Origin of the sequence: Pleurocapsa minor HA4230-MV1, from assembly GCA_019359095.1 — a bacterium.
GTDB lineage: Bacteria > Cyanobacteriota > Cyanobacteriia > Cyanobacteriales > Xenococcaceae > Waterburya > Waterburya minor.
In genome coordinates this window covers 282,823-299,286 of the sequence record JAHHHZ010000021.1, presented here as the reverse complement: position 1 = coordinate 299,286, position 16,464 = coordinate 282,823, and the positions used below count along the sequence as shown (strand labels likewise).

The 16,464-nt window shown below is 40.9% G+C and carries 14 protein-coding genes; 6 read left to right on the top strand and 8 right to left on the bottom strand.

Annotation, left to right across the window (positions count from 1 at the left end):
• Positions 1-76: 76 nt before the first annotated feature.
• From KME09_13620 to KME09_13600, 5 genes are all read right to left on the bottom strand, one after another.
• Positions 77-781: a TVP38/TMEM64 family protein gene (locus KME09_13620; GenBank protein ID MBW4534969.1), complete on the bottom strand. Its 705-nt coding sequence runs from the start codon at positions 779-781 to the stop codon at positions 77-79.
• Positions 782-787: 6 nt separating this feature from the next.
• Entirely contained in the window at positions 788-1,786 is a 999-nt protein-coding gene (gene arsS, locus KME09_13615) for an arsenosugar biosynthesis radical SAM protein ArsS (protein MBW4534968.1), read from the bottom strand.
• Positions 1,787-1,899: 113 nt separating this feature from the next.
• Complete coding sequence (locus KME09_13610; GenBank protein MBW4534967.1) at positions 1,900-3,102, bottom strand: methyltransferase domain-containing protein; 1,203 nt, start codon at positions 3,100-3,102, stop codon at positions 1,900-1,902.
• Between the two features lie 227 nt (positions 3,103-3,329).
• Positions 3,330-4,979 carry an iron uptake porin gene (locus KME09_13605; GenBank protein ID MBW4534966.1) on the bottom strand — a complete coding sequence of 550 codons (1,650 nt, stop codon included), beginning with the start codon at positions 4,977-4,979 and terminating at the stop codon, positions 3,330-3,332.
• A 214-nt stretch (positions 4,980-5,193) separates the two neighbouring features.
• The gene (locus KME09_13600) at positions 5,194-6,666 is read right to left on the bottom strand and encodes a leucyl aminopeptidase (protein MBW4534965.1); all 1,473 of its coding nucleotides are present in this window, start codon (positions 6,664-6,666) and stop codon (positions 5,194-5,196) included.
• A 393-nt stretch (positions 6,667-7,059) separates the two neighbouring features.
• Between KME09_13600 and KME09_13595 the strand changes: the two genes are divergently transcribed.
• The 3 genes from KME09_13595 (at position 7,060) to KME09_13585 (ending at position 9,848) form a co-directional block, all read left to right on the top strand.
• Positions 7,060-9,015: a glycosyltransferase family 39 protein gene (locus KME09_13595; GenBank protein ID MBW4534964.1), complete on the top strand. Its 1,956-nt coding sequence runs from the start codon at positions 7,060-7,062 to the stop codon at positions 9,013-9,015.
• 69 nt (positions 9,016-9,084) lie between these two features.
• Positions 9,085-9,342, top strand: coding sequence for a type II toxin-antitoxin system Phd/YefM family antitoxin (locus tag KME09_13590; GenBank protein ID MBW4534963.1), 258 nt, complete (start codon positions 9,085-9,087; stop codon positions 9,340-9,342).
• A gap of 92 nt (positions 9,343-9,434) precedes the next feature.
• On the top strand, positions 9,435-9,848 hold the full coding sequence (locus KME09_13585) for a hypothetical protein (protein MBW4534962.1): 414 nt from the start codon (positions 9,435-9,437) through the stop codon (positions 9,846-9,848).
• Positions 9,849-9,999: 151 nt separating this feature from the next.
• On the opposite strand, the gene KME09_13580 is transcribed toward KME09_13585, so the two are convergent.
• Entirely contained in the window at positions 10,000-10,476 is a 477-nt protein-coding gene (locus KME09_13580) for a hypothetical protein (protein ID MBW4534961.1), read from the bottom strand.
• Positions 10,477-10,650: 174 nt separating this feature from the next.
• Here KME09_13580 and KME09_13575 point away from each other — a divergent pair, with 174 nt between their 5' ends.
• Both KME09_13575 and KME09_13570 read left to right on the top strand, forming a co-directional pair.
• The gene (locus tag KME09_13575) at positions 10,651-11,187 is read left to right on the top strand and encodes a phycobiliprotein lyase (GenBank protein MBW4534960.1); all 537 of its coding nucleotides are present in this window, start codon (positions 10,651-10,653) and stop codon (positions 11,185-11,187) included.
• A gap of 297 nt (positions 11,188-11,484) precedes the next feature.
• Positions 11,485-13,086, top strand: a complete 1,602-nt coding sequence (locus KME09_13570) for an alpha/beta hydrolase (GenBank protein MBW4534959.1) — start codon at positions 11,485-11,487, stop codon at positions 13,084-13,086.
• Here the strand turns inward: KME09_13570 and KME09_13565 are convergent, their stop codons facing one another.
• Positions 13,087-13,695: an alpha/beta hydrolase gene (locus KME09_13565; protein MBW4534958.1), complete on the bottom strand. Its 609-nt coding sequence runs from the start codon at positions 13,693-13,695 to the stop codon at positions 13,087-13,089.
• Positions 13,696-13,854: 159 nt separating this feature from the next.
• On the opposite strand from KME09_13565, the gene KME09_13560 reads away from it, so the two are divergent.
• On the top strand, positions 13,855-14,556 hold the full coding sequence (locus KME09_13560; GenBank protein MBW4534957.1) for an ROK family protein: 702 nt from the start codon (positions 13,855-13,857) through the stop codon (positions 14,554-14,556).
• A 138-nt stretch (positions 14,557-14,694) separates the two neighbouring features.
• Here the strand turns inward: KME09_13560 and KME09_13555 are convergent, their stop codons facing one another.
• Complete coding sequence (locus KME09_13555; protein MBW4534956.1) at positions 14,695-16,332, bottom strand: carboxylate-amine ligase; 1,638 nt, start codon at positions 16,330-16,332, stop codon at positions 14,695-14,697.
• Positions 16,333-16,464: the final 132 nt, after the last annotated feature.

Genomic DNA, 16,464 nt, shown 5'->3' with positions numbered 1-16,464 from the left:
AAATATCGGTCAGAGTTTGGGGAATTCGAGTAGCGATCGCCATTACCAAAAACTATCCAGTATTAAGACGGACTAATTATGCTTGCTGACGGTGATAGAGTAAAGGAATCAGCGATAATAGTGCAAGAAAAGTTAAAGCGAGAAAAAACGAAAGGCGATCGCCTCCTGTCATGACCATTTCACCACTCTTTCCAATCCAAGTGTAGGCAAAGCTACCTGGAATTACCCCAATAAAAGTAGCCAGAGTATAGTCTAACCAGTTGATTGAAGTTAAACCAAACAGGTAGTTAACCAAGTTGTAAGGGGAAATGGGAATCAGACGAGTGGTTAGCACATACGAAAATGGTTGTTTTAATACTGCTGCTTGAAATTTGGTGAGCCTTTTACTTTGACTTAGCTTGCGTTGAGCCAGATCTCGAAACAAATAGCGAGCCGTCCAAAAGGCAAACAATGCCCCAGAGGTAGCACTGATTACAGAAATAATTGTGCCATACCAGATGCCAAAGAGACAGCCGCCAACAATAGTTAAAACTGTGCCAGGAATACCAATTACGGTTAATCCTGTGTAGATCGCAATAAAGAGAATTTCAACATAACCCTCGTATTGCTGGATGAAGTCTTTAAATAGGAAAGGGTTAAAGACTGCTTTTAAGGGAGTCAAGATACAGAGTAAGATAATCCCCACAGCAGCAGTAGCCAGGGCAATAAACTGTGGTTTGAGGATTAGTTTTCTAAGCTGGATTGATAATTGGACAAAGCTTTGAGTTATTTTCTCAAACATGAGCGATCATAGTAAAGAGCCACCGCAGCTAGAGCCTGTGCCAGCAGTGCAACCATAGCAATAGTTAGCCGTTTTAATCTCTTTGATTACATCTAAATTATCTAATGATAATAATTTTGCCACGGTTAGGCGATCGCGATCGGGTGTAGTTGCTGCAATGTTTTCCATCTGGTTAAAGTCACAGTCGTAGACATTGCCCAAGTAGTCAATTGACAGTTCATTGCGACACATGACGCTAGTTAATGTAGCAGGATTATAATTTTCTGCTAAAAATTGAAGATAATCATCGTGAATTCCTCGACGTTGTAAAAACTGTTTGGTTCTGCCGATAGGAATATTGGTGATCGTGAACAGATTATTAAATTGAATCTGAAAGTGTTCTGCTAAATAAGCCTTGTAGTCTTGTTCTAGCTTTTGCTGGTTGGGAGTTAAAGCAAAATCATTTTTAGTCGGCAGTGGGGGATTGTAGACTAAATCGATCGCTAAATTAGGATCTGTACCATAGCCGAGTTGGTTCAACCGCTGGATAGCCTGAATCGAATGATTATAGACTCCTGCACCCCTTTGTCGATCTACATTGTCTTCAAGATAGCAGGGAAGAGAAGCCGTAACTCGGAGTTGATTTTGAGCAAAGTATTCGGGCAAGTCTTCAAATCCAGGTTCAAAAAAGATGGTCAAGTTAGAACGAACAATTACCTCTTTTCCTTGGGCTTTTGCTGCTTCAACTAGAGGACGAAAACCATAGTTCATCTCTGGCGCACCACCTGTGAGATCGACGGTTTGGATCTGAGGGAAGCGATTAATTAGCTCAATAATCTGTTGACACACTTCGGGGGATAATTCTTCGGTGCGCTTAGGACTAGCCTCCACGTGACAATGAGTACAGGCAAGATTGCATTTACGACCAAGATTTATTTGCAATACTGTAATCTGACTTTTGGTTAAAGGGTGATTGATTTTCTGCGCAAAAGGCGTAATCGAAGTTTCTGTATTTGTAATAAGCATTTTTAGATTTTATCGATCGCCGATCGTTAATTATTTTTGGTGGGCATCAACGAAGAGCAAAAATCTCGCCATATAATTAGCTTTATTGCCCACCCTACTGGATATCATATCGATCAACAGCAATTTCCAGGGGAACAACAATCATCGCTGCTAGTGTCAGTCAGGCTGTATTCTGAACCCTTGGTTTCTCTGGCGTGGCGTACTGCTTTGGTTTTGCAGTTAAATTCTGCTGCGTCTTCTAGAGCAATATTCTCGTAGGGTTCAATGCCGATTACGTCTTGACTATAAGGACTACAACAGCTAGTCATAATGTTATAGGTCTTGTCACAAACCGCCATTCTTTCTCCCCGACAGAAGACATGACCATCATCATCTACTACCTGTTTCCAAGGGCCTTTATAGACAACAGACTGCTTTCTTTCTAAGCAGATACCTTCTTTGCCTTTATAGGCTCTGACAGTCATGGAACGAAATTCAACGCCATCAATTACTTGCCAGGGAGTCTCTTCTCGCTTCAGGATTTCTACTCCATAAAACCCAGCATCTTCAAACATTTTCAAGAACAGATCTTCTCTAAATGCTCCTGCAATACAGCCACTCCACAGATCGGGATCTTGCATAATTTTGGGCGTAGGATCTTCGTCACAGACAATATCAGAAATTACGGCTCTACCACCTCGTTTTAGCACGCGGAAGATCTCCCCAAATAACTGTTGTTTGTCTTGAGGACGAACTAAATTGAGGACACAGTTGGAAATTACTACATCAACGCTATTCTCAGCAATTAAAGGCTGTTGTTGTCTGAGGCGATCGCATTCTACCTCATAGGCGACCATCTGATCTACTGATGTGATGGGATTATTCTGTAACCAAGTTTCTAATTGCTCTAAGGGTAATTTTAAATCCTGAATTTTGCCCTTAACAAACTCAGTGTTGCCATAGCCTAGCTTGTCCGCCATTTCTCCCTGATACTTGCGCGCTAGATTAAGCATCTCATCATTAAAATCAACACCGATGATTTTGCCTGACTCTCCTACTTTTTGCGCCAAAATATAGCAGTTTTTGCCCGCACCTGAACCTAAATCAACTACAGTTTCGCCCTCATTGACATAACGGGTAGGATCGCCACAGCCATAGTCTTTGGCAATAATTTCTGGGGGCAAATTTTCTGTATAGTTGCCTGCATATTCTGTCGGACAACATAAACTTGGTTGCTGTTCTCTGGCACCTTCTTGATATCTTGATAGTACTGTTGATTCAATATCGTAATCTAGATCATTCGACGCGCTTGTTTGGCTAGTTGCAATCTCAGTCACAGATAATTAATCCTTTTATTTAGCTTAGTCTGTTTACAGGTTAATTGAATTATTACAGAGTATAAGAGTGATTTTTACTCAACCAAGCATCACTTTTAGATGATTTAATCTTTAATAATCTTCAGATCTTATATTTGGGCAAAAAAAAGACCATAGTCTAAACTATAGTCTGGCTAAAATCTTTTAAATTAGCAACAGCGCGATCGCTTTAAATATCGCTGTGAATTTTAGAAGGTAAAAGTAGTTCTCATTACACCAATCAAGGCATCTTCATCATCAGATGAACCATTGGGATTGACGATATAAACAACACCTGGAGTTACCGAGATATTGTCATTGAACTGGTACTTATATAAACCTTCAATATGAATTGGCGCGTCTTCACCACCACCATTGGAAGCAGAATCAACATATGGTTCTGCACCGACAAATAAAGAGGCTAAGTTACCTTCTTTACCTAAATCGGGGAATGACAAACCTGCACCATAGGAATAGATATCAGCATCTTCGTCACCAGCAGACTGTTGAGCCTTGGTTAACATGCCAAAAGCATTCAGCGCAATGCGATCGCTAATTTGGAAAGCTGCCTCTACGCCATAAGAGTTGCTCGAAACTTCCCCTCCATTCTCGCCAAAAGGCTGTCTTGCAGTAGCAGTACCAACACCCAAGTCATAGATAGTGTTATCTGATGCGCCAAATTTACCTAATACATAAGTACCAGCAAGCTGTAGCTTATCATCTAGGAAGCTTAAGGTGACTTGACCTAAAGCAGAATATTCTTCGTTGAAAAGACCACCATCTTCAGCCTCAATCGGATTGGCAGAGTCACCACCAAAGTAACCAGCGCTTACAGTAACAAATTCAATCGGTTTAAAGTTGAAACCAACACCACCACCACTAGGAAGACCAATTTTATAGATCGGGCTAGATTCAGCGAAGCTAGAGAGAGAACCTGTCGCACCAGTAAAGGTGTCTAGGTAAGGACTGAGAGTGGGAACAAAATCCTGCCAGATAGGAAAAGCAGCAGGCAGATAAACATCGATTTTTTCGCCGATGGGGAAGTAGTAAGCTAACCAGCCAAGACTAACACTGTTATCTGAGTTGGTAGTTTGATAGGTCAAGGCTCCAGTCTCTAAAGGTGCGGCTACTTCATTTGCTTCACCTTCATTGCTGGTAGTTTGGAAATCAAAACCTGCATTAGCAGCATCTAAGCGGGTATAGAGAGAATCTTCACCAAAGAAACTAGAAACAAAATTCAAACGTACTCGGTCTTGAAATACTACTTCATTGAAGTCGGAGTTGTTGAACTCATTACTGATGCCAAAGACAGCTTCTCCTTGTAATTTAGTGGTAGTAGAAAATTGGCTATCTTCTAGAACGGCTGTCCGACTTTCTAGCTCGTCTACACGACCACCAAGAGTAGCTAATTCTGCTTCAAACTCTTGAGTTAAACGGTTTACGGTTTCTAAGTCTTCGGCAGATACGGAATCTTGAGAAGAAATTAAACGCTCTATTTGATTCAAACAAGAGTTTAAGCCAGCAGCAAACTCATAGCGTGTCAAAGATTGGCTGCCACGGTAAGTTTGATTAGGAAAACCAGCGATACAGCCATAACGATCTACTAAACTACGGAGTGCTTCATAAGCCCAGTCTGTAGGCGATACGTCTCGTAATTGGTTGACGTTTGTTACCTGACTACTAGAATTGCTTTTGCCTTCCTGACTGTAGTTATTAATTTGGTTAAGTAATGGGGAATTACTAGTAAAATTACTGCTTGCACCTGAAGTTGATTGAGCAGAAGCTTCCAGTTGAGAACCCAGCACAAAACAGATCATTGCTGGAGAAACCAGCAACAAATTGCGGATTAATTTAGACATTTTCCTCACACCTAAAAAAGAAAATTGGCTCGTGTCATCAAGGCGATCGCCCTGGGATTAACTGTTTAGTTAACACGAAGAACAATCTCAAAGCTAACAACGATCTCGTATGGTTTTTGTATCCTTAGATACATGCAGACAATAGTGTCAGTAGTTACTAAAATTGTCAATATCTTGATTAGCTCTACTTTTATGTTACAAAAAGCGGCTTTATTTAGTCGCTTACCCAGTTAACTAGAGTTCTCACAGGGAAGCCCGTAGCTCCTTTATTGTTAATCCCGCCAGCAGTCTCGGCCCAAACTGGCCCAGCTACATCTAAATGCATCCAAGGCGTATCCTTGATAAACTGCTTGAGAAATAACGCTGCCGTAATTGAACCACCAGCACGGGGCCCAGTATTTTTCATGTCAGCAATTTGCGACTTTAAGCCTTCAAAATATTTTTCTTCCATGGGCAACTGCCAGAATTTCTCTCCTGCCAATTCCGCAGCAGCTTTCATTTCTGTTGCCAAAGCATCATCAGTACTCCATAACCCAGCAATATCGTTACCTAAAGCCACGATGCAAGCTCCTGTAAGAGTAGCCAGATCGACGATCGCATCAACTTCTAAAGTTTCAGCATAGACCAAAGCATCCGCGAGGGTTAATCTACCTTCAGCATCAGTATTGTTAACCTCAATTGTCTTACCGTTAGAGGCTTTGAGGATATCGCCTGGGTGCATTGCTTTACCGCTAATCATATTTTCCGTCGCTGCACAGATAAAGTGAACTTCGGTATCAGGTTTAAGTTGAGCGATCGCTTTAGCTGCCCCAAGAGTAGCTGCACCACCACCCATGTCCATCTTCATAGTTTCGATCCCACTACCACTAGGTTTCAGGTTCAAACCACCAGAATCAAAGGTAAGGCTTTTACCGACAATAGCAACCTTGCGTTTAGCTGTTCCTTGAGGCTTATAGATTAGATGAATAAACTTGGGAGGAATTTCTGAAGCCTGTCCTACCCCTAGATATGCCCCCATTCCCTGTTGAAACTGAGCGCAGTCTGCTTCTTCTAAAATTTTGATTTCTAAACCATAGTCTTGGGCTAACTGTTGAGCTGTTTGAGCCATAGTCACAGGAGTCACTTCATTGGCAGGAGCATTAACTAATTCTCTAGCCAAGATCACACCATCAGCAATGATTAACCCTCTACTAATCGCCTCGTCTTGCCCTGCCAAACCAATTAGCTCGATGGTTTCTAACTTAGGTTCTTTTGATTCTGGCTCAGACTTAAAGCGGTTGTCTTCATGCAGTGCCAGAATAATTGCTTCAGTCATTGCCTGGGCTACATCTGAGGCTGATGCCGAACCAGGGGGTAGACTAATACCTAAAGTTTTTTCCTTGGTAGCCAAACGAGCGATCGCTGCCACCGCGTTACGCCAGCTATTAATAGTTAAATCTTCTGCCTTACCTAAACCAACCAGAGCAATTTTACGTACGGGGTTTTGACCGCCCACACGGCCCATTACGGTAGTGCCAGATTTGCCCTCAAACTCTTCCTCCGCAATCAATTCGGCAATTGTCCCTGCTAATTTTTCGTTAAGGGTTGCCAAATCCCCTGAGAGTTTGGTTTCACCTTCAGCAATGCCTATCGCTAGTAAATCTCCAGTCCAGTCTAATAATGCTCGCTCAGTTGCTTTGATTTGCATCCTCTTCTAATCAATCCTTGGTGTGAAGTAAATATACTTCAGTTTATCTATATAGCGATCGACTCTACAAGGGAAAGTTACGAGTCAGATAGAGACAAAACATTATCTTTGAGCGTCAATTTGAGCATTTTCGAGAATTGACCATGATGCGACTAAAATATCTATTAAATAAAATAAAATAGCCAAAAATCAGGTTGTAACTAGCTTGGCTTTCAATTCAGTAGGTTATATTGATTGATTCTTCGCATGAACAGCAAATAAGATACTTCACTTTAAAGTTACGTCAAAGTTACACCAAATTCTACTTTCAAACCCTCGACAGTCAAAGATTATTCTGACCATTGATAAAATTTATATTTAAGCTTTTGCACCAGAATTGGTACTTCAACAACAATGCGATTTACTATTAAAAATCTATACTGGGTCGATATTTCGATTCTCTTACTGGCATTAATAGTAACGCTTTTGGGTATTGGTAACTATGGTTTATATGAACCCCATGAAGGTCATTTTGCGATGGTTGCGCAAGAAATGCTCTGGCGCAATGATTGGGTAACTCCTCACCTTAATGGCTCGCCCTATCTCAACAAGCCACCCCTATTGTATTGGCTGATCGCTTTTACCACAGGGATTTTTGGTTCGACCGAGTTTGCTGCTAGACTACCTATCGGTATTGCTGGTTGGGTAGGCATAGTTGTTGCCTGGAAGTGGACTAGAGAACTCTGGGGAATTGAATCTAGTCGAGTTGCAGCGTTAATGCTTTCTGTAACTCTTGGCTGGTTTATTTTTACCCATCAGATCTTAATCGATGCCTTACTCGGAACATTACTCATTAGCAGCAACTATTTCCTTTGGCGATCGCTTTACCAACCCAATCGCCTCAATTGGTTGGGAACATATACTTCTCTGGCTTTGTGTGTCTTAACTAAAGGATTAATTGGAGTAGTTTTTCCGTTCCTAGGATGTTTAGGACTAATTATTGTCCGACGAGATCTCAAAATTCTAGGTCGCATTAAAATATATCAAGGATTACTCTTGATGCTGGCGATTATCCTGCCCTGGTTTATTGCGGTAGAGCAATCTAACCCTGGTTTTTGGCATTATTTCATTGTTAATGAACACTTCGATCGTCTACTAGATCGTCGCTATCCTCCAGACTACGAGGTTTCTAAAATTAGCGCTATTGGTTATTTGGCAATTACAGCCTGTTGGTGTTTCCCCTGGATCTTATTTTTGCCGTCGGTGATTAAATCTACTACTCAATCATGGCAAAGAGGATTTTTAGCTAACGCTTCGCTCTTAGATCGTAAAAATAGTGACGGTATTTTCTTGCTAGCTACAGCAGCAATTTTACCAGTAATTTTATTTCTGCCTCTGTCTTCTCGCCTAATTTACTATAGTATTCCCGCTATTCCTCCTTACATTATGTTGTGTGCTGGCTGGTGGTCAAAGCGTTATCGCACTACAGTTAAAGGGCAATCTTCAGGAACTTCCTCTACAGTTATTGGCTACTCAACACCTAATGCTGCTTACCCTTCTACCATCTCTACTCTGTGTAAATCATCAGCACAGATAGCAAGTCAGGTTATACCAACTCAAGCAGTAGACTTATATGGCGCGATCGCTTTAATCTTAGGAATTGGTTTTTATGGTTCAATTACCGTTCTTCCTCTGATCGTTACTCTCTTACCTGCGGTGTTACAAACGGCAGAAATAAACAAATTAATTATAATTGTGGCTATTGTTTTAGGTACAGGCTGGCTGGCTTCGGGATTCGCCATGCTGAAGCGTTCTGCCCTAGCTTGGCTACCATTGGTCATCGTCTTAATGCTTACCTATATTGCCACAATTAGAGGATTTGCGATTTATCAAGATATTCGTTCATCCAAAAATCTCGTCCAAGAGGCAAATTCCTGTCTGAGTGTCGATACTCTTTGGACATATGAAGGCTCGCGGGAACTCGGTGCAGCAGGGGTTATTGGCTATTATCTCAATCAGGGCAAAACAAGCGATAATCGCCACGATCTACCAGGCTGGACGACTGTTGGTGACATTACCTACCGCACCGTAATGATTCTCGCTGACGGTGGCAAAAACCGTATCCCGCCTCAGTTTCCTGGCTCTACTCCTGAATACTTAATTACCCAAGCGGAACTACAAACCGATTGGGATAGCGATCGCCCTGTAGTATTTCTCACTGATTTTCTCCGCCAACCCAACGATAGCAGCGATCCTCTTACTCTTAACCTTCCTCGTGGTGTAACTCAACCCTATATCATTAGTGGTCAACGGCAACTTTATCTCAATCAGGCGGCAATGAAGCTTGCTCAAAATAAATGCCCAGAGTGATTACTGATTACTGACCGTTATGTTAAATTGTGTACACAGAGGTACATAATTTAAGCAGAGGTGATCGCAGTGTTACAAAAAATTGGCATACGGGAATTTAGAAATAACTTGGCAAAATATCTCAGTGCTACTGAACCTGTAGCTGTCATGCGCCATGGTCAAACTGTGGGTTGTTTTTTACCTACTCATAAAAAGCCAGAACAAGCAAAATTGGAATCTTTGAAAGTGGCAGCAGAGAAATTAGATCGACTATTGGCAGATTCGGGAATCACAGAGGACGAACTCGTGGCAGAATTTCGTCAACTACGTCAAGAACATAATCAATAAAATTGATGGCAGCAGAAATAAAAGTTGTCCTCGATTGCGGCGGCTTTTGGGTGTGAATCTTCATACCCAAAACGCGCCGCGCCAATATATTGATTCGAGCAGTACTGGGGCAAAAAGTACGAAATAACATTGAAAAGTTTGCCAACTCTGCTCAATTTTTTACTGCTGACATTTGTTTTGCAGATGCTAGAAAATATCTGCCAGCTTTGTTTGCAAAACGTGATTTACCTGCCGATGAAGCGCTTAAAGTACTAGAAGGATTGACCAGCTTAATCGCTGCTGTGGATGCCGACTTGTACGAAATTTATGAAGTAGAAGCTAAACAAAGAATTGCGGTGCGGGATATAGATGACTGGCCCATTGTAGCAGTGTCACTCATGTTAGATTGTCCCATTTGGACAGAAGATGCCGATTTTTTCGGCGCAGGTGTAGCTACTTGGACAAGCAATCGCATTCACCTTTATTTATCCAAAGGAGATAGAAAGATATCGAATGATGATAAGTAGTTGTAACGGACTGAAATTATAATCACATTCGACCCGAAATCATCGGCGTTTTCAGTAGAGTGGGCAATGCCCACCCTACTTAAATGAACCCAGTACTTTAGCCTAGACGCGCTACTACACTGATTACTAATTACTGATTACTAATTACTGGTTACTGATTGCTTTTGACTCGATCGATAACTTTCTCTTCTCCTGACGGTTCAATCATAATTAACGACAATCCTTGGTCAACATCGCCTTGGAGATACATTTCTCCTGCTACTTCACCGCCTATATCTACCTTTTTTAATAACTGTTGCGTGTTTAAATCATAATTAAATTCAAAATATTTATTCTGAATGATTCCATCGACAATGTTGTCATAACTAGCTATCATTTTGCCGTCAGGATCGTAAAAGCGAACCTTGAGAGAATCAACTTCGTTGGCTTCTTTTCCTGGTAATGCGATCGCGCCTGTGTTTTTTTTGGTCTCATCGTAACTGAAGTTTGTCTCGACTCGATATCCTTGCTCACTATAGAGTTGGAAATCTTGAGTTGTGGCAGCAGCAGGGAAAACTGCCAGTAAATTGATTAAAGCGATCGCCAAAATAGTAATTAATTTAACAGCAAAATTTTGATGATTGACCATATAAAAGCTATAAAAATAAGCAACCTAAATTTAATTCTTAAACTATTCAGAATATAGCTAGAGACATAACACCCGTGACATTAGCTCGTGATATATTAATATATATTAAGCATAAAGTTGTATTTCTTGACATATGCGTTTTTTTATTGTCTTAGCCAAAGAGGTTAAACCCTAATGATGTCTGCGGAAACCACAAATCTTACTCTACAGTCTTTAGCAGTTGACTTTTTTGATAAGTCAGCAGGTAGCTGGAATTCCCAAAGAAGGTATTACACATTAAACAAAGATGTTGAACCTCAAGAAGTTGAAAGTATACTTAATATTTCATTTTTGTCTCAAGGCGCAGCAGAATTGATTGAACTAGCCCAAAGGCATCAACTAGAAGACTTATCGGCGTTAGTTTGTGGGACAAAAGTTACTTGGGAAAGTAGCTACACCAATCAAAATCGTAAACCTGTGACGGGTTCAACCGTTTTTGGCATTAAAGGAAATGTTCTCTATCGCGATCGCGGATTCGCCACTCCTAAACCAGTAATTGCGATCTGTTCTTTTCCTAATGCGGAAACTATGAACTTGCGTACTGAATATAATGCCAATGTTTTTGAAGAAGAGATTAAATTAGTGGGTCATAAATATCGCACCAGACAAACAGTCATTTCTCGTGCAGGAGAGGAAATTACCATCGGTCAATATTTAGAAAAACGAATTTGATTTAAACAGCAAGAAAGCAAATAAATGCTTGAAAAAATGTTCTAGTCAAACCCAGCCCAAATTTACTTTGGACTGATAACGATGACAGGGCTATTTCATTCTCATATATCCAGAGAATAAATTCTCTGTCTAAGTACATTAAGTCCGTTTAAACGGACTTTAATTTTAAGCCAAGAAATTTATTTCTTGGTTCACTACAGTTAGAATGAAATAGCCCTGTAGCGATGATGGGCATTTTCCAATACCCTGTATTTCGATTAAACTAAAAGAAAACTCGGGTAAAAACCATCAAAGTCGGTGATTTTCAGTCAAAACATCAAACATAAGCTAATTTCTCTGGCTCTCGGTATATCTGCTGCTCTATTACCCATAGCAGCGATCGCAGCAGAAAGAATTACTTTTAACATAGCTCCTTTCGGTCAGTTTCAAATTAAAGTTAAGGATCTCGAAGCCTTCGTTGCTACAGGATCAAAATCTGCTGAACTGGACTATTATCTTCGCCGTTTGCCTGCCAAACAGCAAGCCAAACTACCAGAGCTATTATCTACCCCTCTAGAGTTTAAGCCTTTAACGATCGCCAAATTTACTAACTCTACCGTTGGCGAGATTCTAATTAAAAACTTCGGTAAGGGTATTAAAAGTCAGGTTAATCGCAATGGCTTTTATGCCTTGAGAGGCGCTATGATTGCTGCTGCTTTCGACGATGAAGGATTGACCCTCATCAACTTATTACACCACTATCCGCTTAAAACAGTTCATCTTGATTTAGAAGTATTAACTCAATATCTCGAACAGGCTACAAAATTAGCAAAAAACCGTGAAATCATCGATCGCACTTGGTTTGATGGTCATCAGAATCAGCATAAGGCATTAGGCGATCGCCTTGAGGGAGAATTAGATCTGGAAATTCCTGGGCAATATTCTTGGCAGAAACGGACTCTCACCTACAAAAATCCTCATCGCCAGCAAACAGGTTTATTTGATCTTTATCAGCCAGAAATTGAGCGTCCCGTTCCTTTAATTGCCATTTCTCACGGTATCGCTTCCAATCGAAAAACCTTCGCTTATCTGGCAAAACATCTAGCCTCTTATGGTTTCGCGGTTGCCGTAATCGAACACGATGACATAAGTTTAGCTAAATTCGATCGCTTTCTTGCAGGGATAGAACCCTTTCCCAAGGCAAATAATTTAGTCAATCAGCCTTTAGATATTAGTTCCGTCCTCGATCGCTTAGAATCAGAATCGAATCTTGATTTAAACCAAGTAGGAATTGTGGGTCAGTCTTTTGGGGGATATAGTGCATTAGCATTATCAGGAGGGAAATTAATCCCTGACCAATCTGTTGCTGAGTGCCAGACAGAAGACGATTCTGATGTCTTACTAGATTTGTCGTCGTTAGCTCAATGTACTTTTAATCAACTCTATAAATCTCCAGTACAATTACGAGATCCGCGCGTTAAAGCAGTAATTGCTATCAACCCGATGGCAAAGATTTTTGGCTCGACGGGGATGAGTGAAATTAAAACTCCCACGATGATCATTTCAGGGATCAACGATCGCATTATGCCCCCTGTTGCAGAGCAAATTGAACCTTTTTCTTGGCTTAAGGAGAAAGAGAAATATTTAGTTTTGGTCAAGCCAGCAACTCACTTTAGCTTTTTACAAGAAAGTATAGGAGTTTTGCCCGTACCTGATGATGTGGTAGGCCCTCGACCGATTTATGCCTATCCTGCTTTGAAGACGCTTACCACTGCTTTTTTTCAGGTTTACCTGGCTCAACAGCCTAAATATCAAACATATCTACAGCGAGATCGCATTCCGCAACTAGACAATAATGCTTTTAAACTTTTCATCATCCGTAATCTAGATCCAGCTAAATTAGAGCAATTTAAGCAATAATTACTGAGAATTAGAGGCTGAGGTGTTTTCTGCACGAATAGTAAATATCTTGGCAGCAGCTTGATTATTTTGGGGATTATCTGACCAAGATTTTTTTAGCTGGACTAAATTCTTGAGATTGACATGTAAATCATCGGCAGGAAAGTTGTGCATTGCCTCAAGTATCGTCCAACCATCAGATTTACTCGGTACATCGGCGGTTTCCATCAAAGTTGAACGAATCTCTAAAAATCCATTACGTTGAGGATCGGCTTTGATTACTGTACCCAAGTCTTGCAAAAACTGTTGGCCTTCTGGAGTATTAGCAAACTGACCCAGAGTAAGGCGATCGCATTCAAAACGGCTATTGAGCCAAGATCTTAATTGAGCTAGGGTTTGGCGCTCGGCAAACTTGGAATAAACTCGCAACTCCAAGGTCATTTCGCCCGTAGCTGCATACTTTTCTAGGGAATTTACCGAAACTTTGCCCTTAAAAAGACCATAAGTTAGCTTCACTTTCTCCGCCCCTAAAGCGTTTTGGGGTTGAATTGTTAAAGCTGAAAATCCAATGCTGACAGTAATTAAGCATCGGTAAATCAACCCTGGTCTGTTAATCTGGATGATATTCATCAAAAATAATTAAAGTAATAAAAATTAATAGATTTTCTTAGTGGTATAAAGTCGCTATATTAAGCTACTAAGTTCCCTGATTACTAATAAAAAGATCGACAAGAAGCCAACTCTCTTAAACTTTGATAATCTGGATAAATTTAGCTTAAGTAAGACACCATGAACCAGCCTCAACAGTTACGTACCTTAGCAGTAGATATTGGTGGTAGCGGGATTAAAGTAATGGTTTTAGATGTTGAGGGTAATCCCTTAAGCGATCGCCAACGTCTTAAAACCCCGAACCCTGCCAAACCACAAGCAGTAATTGACACCATTTTGACTCTAGTAAAAGAACAAGAATATGACCGTGTTTCGGTGGGTTTTCCTGGAGTGGTACAAAGCGGAGTAATCAAAACCGCAGTTAACCTCCATGACGACTGGCTACAATACGACCTAGCCACTAGCTTGAGTAAATTACTGTCTAAGCCAGTAAAAGTAGCAAATGATGCTGATATTCAAGGACTTGGGGCAATTTCAGGCAATGGAGTTGAGTTAGTAATTACTTTAGGAACAGGATTTGGTTCAGCTTTATTTGTGGAGGGAAAACTAGTTCCCAACCTCGAAATGGGACATCATCCGTTTCGCAAGCGAGAAACCTATGAGCAACAATTAGGTCGAGCAGCTTTGGAAAAACATGGAAGCAAAAAATGGAATCTGCGCCTGGAAACAGCGATCGCTCATCTAGAACATCTGTTTAACTACAACACACTCTATATTGGTGGAGGAGAAACTAAACAGGTCAAGTTTAATTTACCCGCTAATGTCAAAATTATCCCCAACGTCACAGGGTTATTAGGAGGCATAAAGTTGTGGACTAATTGATTACTGATTACTGATTACTGATTACTGATTACTGATTACTGATTACTGATTACTGATTACTGATTACTGATTACTCTGTTCATTGTTCATTGTTCACTGTGACGTGAGCTTGCGAACTAATCCTTTAGGACTCATTGTTCATTGATTACTACTCCAGTTGATTGGTAGAGGTAGAGGGTTTGCTTGAGGATCATCAGCATCAGTTTGATTTGCGGTAGCTTTGTCTAATACAGCCTCGACGCGATCGTAGATCTCCTTAGCTTCTGCTAAAGAATTGCCAATACTAGTTAAACCCAGCTTGCCAAATTCTGATAATGCACCCATTAGATGAAAGACAGTCCCTGTCATACTACTACTATCAAAATGTAGTCTTTTTTGAGCAATAATATCCATCAGATCGTTGGGTAATAGACCTTTATACTGTGGTTTGTGAAGATTATCGGTGGCAATATAGTATTTTTCTTGATTGTGTTGACTCAAGAAGTTGCCTGTGTCGTAGTCTAACCTGCCATTAGTCAATAATCTTAAGGTCATAAAGGGGTGGGTTGTGCCACCTTTGCGGAGGTTAATTTCGATCGCCTGAATATCCCATCGTTTGGTTTGAGGATCTTGCACTGTAATAAAATCTACCCCGTAACGTTCGATCGCCCCCTTGGCAGCTAAGACTTCACCAACTTTTAACCCTATTTCTTGTAGTTCATGTCGATAGTCAGCATCCGCAGGAAAATAGCACCCTTCATATACCTGTCCATCTACACCACCCAAAATCTGATCGTGAGTCGAGATAATTTCCACTTCTCCCGATGGTCGAATATAGCCTTGGACACTTGGCGATCGCTTGATCTGCCCTTCGATAAAAGCCTCCACAATTGCCCCCAATTCGGGAATACGTCGTGAAAAAGTCGCCCAGGTTTCTCCTGCCCCTTGAAAGCTCATATTTTCTAGCTGTTTACTTAAGACTATTTTAGTTTCGGCTTCACTTTTTTGATTTGAGTTTTGACTTGGGGCATAGGCTTGAATTGGTCTTAAATCGAGCAGGGCATTTCCTTCTCCCGAAAAGCCTTCGTTGAGCTTTACTACAACCCGTTTTAAGTTAGGCTGTCTTTGCCAAAGTTGCCATAAATCTTCGATTAAATCTGTGGGATTTCTCACAGTGTAGCTACCGTCAGGATGAGCAATTCCCGCCTCGGCAAAAATACGACGACTACCGCTTTTAGAACCCCACTTGAGTACTTCAGGAGATGCTGCTAAGAGGGGAATACCCAGCTTTAAAGATAGCTGCTGCTCAAGCTCGGTAGAGTTATAACAGACCATATAAGACTTATTAGGACGTAGCGCCCGACGAATTTTTGCCACCAGTCGAGGACGATCTAAAATCTTTTGGGTTAAGGGTTTAAGCGAGCCATCATAAATACTAATCAATAGTAAGCGATCGCGTGCATGGGAAAAAGGAATGCCTGGTAAAAGTTGCAGATAGTAGTCAATGACAATGGGACACAGAGGCAAAGCAGTAAGATAAATTACCCTAGTTAACGGATTACGCAGACGGATCAAAGAAAATAATAGTCTTTCTTCGTAATGCAAGAACCCCGCTACTTTATCGCCCACCTGCTGATCGACGCTAAAGGAAGGAATCACCAAAATATCATAGTCATCTTGATCGAAAATATCGACACTCTGCCAAAGTTGACCTTCTTCAGGCGATCTTGTCCATTCTCTTAGCTGATTCTGTAGCTGTCGGAAACGCTCTGTTGCTGCTGAATGACTATCTACCATGACTTAAAAATGACTACTATTGACTACTATAATTGTCGGCAAAACCCCAAGAGTTATAGTATACTTTCTGCGAATATCAATGTTTCATCTGTTTTAAGTATGAATTTAAGTAGCTAAACATAAAAACCTTAG

Excerpts from the sequence above, each read along its gene's own strand:
- KME09_13620 (MBW4534969.1), bottom strand. The coding sequence starts at position 781 with ATGTTTGAGAAAATAACTCAAAGCTTTGTCCAATTATCAATCCAGCTT.
- arsS (MBW4534968.1), bottom strand. The coding sequence starts at position 1,786 with ATGCTTATTACAAATACAGAAACTTCGATTACGCCTTTTGCGCAGAAA.
- KME09_13605 (MBW4534966.1), bottom strand. The coding sequence starts at position 4,979 with ATGTCTAAATTAATCCGCAATTTGTTGCTGGTTTCTCCAGCAATGATC.
- KME09_13600 (MBW4534965.1), bottom strand. The coding sequence starts at position 6,666 with ATGCAAATCAAAGCAACTGAGCGAGCATTATTAGACTGGACTGGAGAT.
- KME09_13595 (MBW4534964.1), top strand. The coding sequence starts at position 7,060 with ATGCGATTTACTATTAAAAATCTATACTGGGTCGATATTTCGATTCTC.
- KME09_13580 (MBW4534961.1), bottom strand. The coding sequence starts at position 10,476 with ATGGTCAATCATCAAAATTTTGCTGTTAAATTAATTACTATTTTGGCG.
- KME09_13575 (MBW4534960.1), top strand. The coding sequence starts at position 10,651 with ATGATGTCTGCGGAAACCACAAATCTTACTCTACAGTCTTTAGCAGTT.
- KME09_13565 (MBW4534958.1), bottom strand. The coding sequence starts at position 13,695 with ATGAATATCATCCAGATTAACAGACCAGGGTTGATTTACCGATGCTTA.
- KME09_13560 (MBW4534957.1), top strand. The coding sequence starts at position 13,855 with ATGAACCAGCCTCAACAGTTACGTACCTTAGCAGTAGATATTGGTGGT.
- KME09_13555 (MBW4534956.1), bottom strand. The coding sequence starts at position 16,332 with ATGGTAGATAGTCATTCAGCAGCAACAGAGCGTTTCCGACAGCTACAG.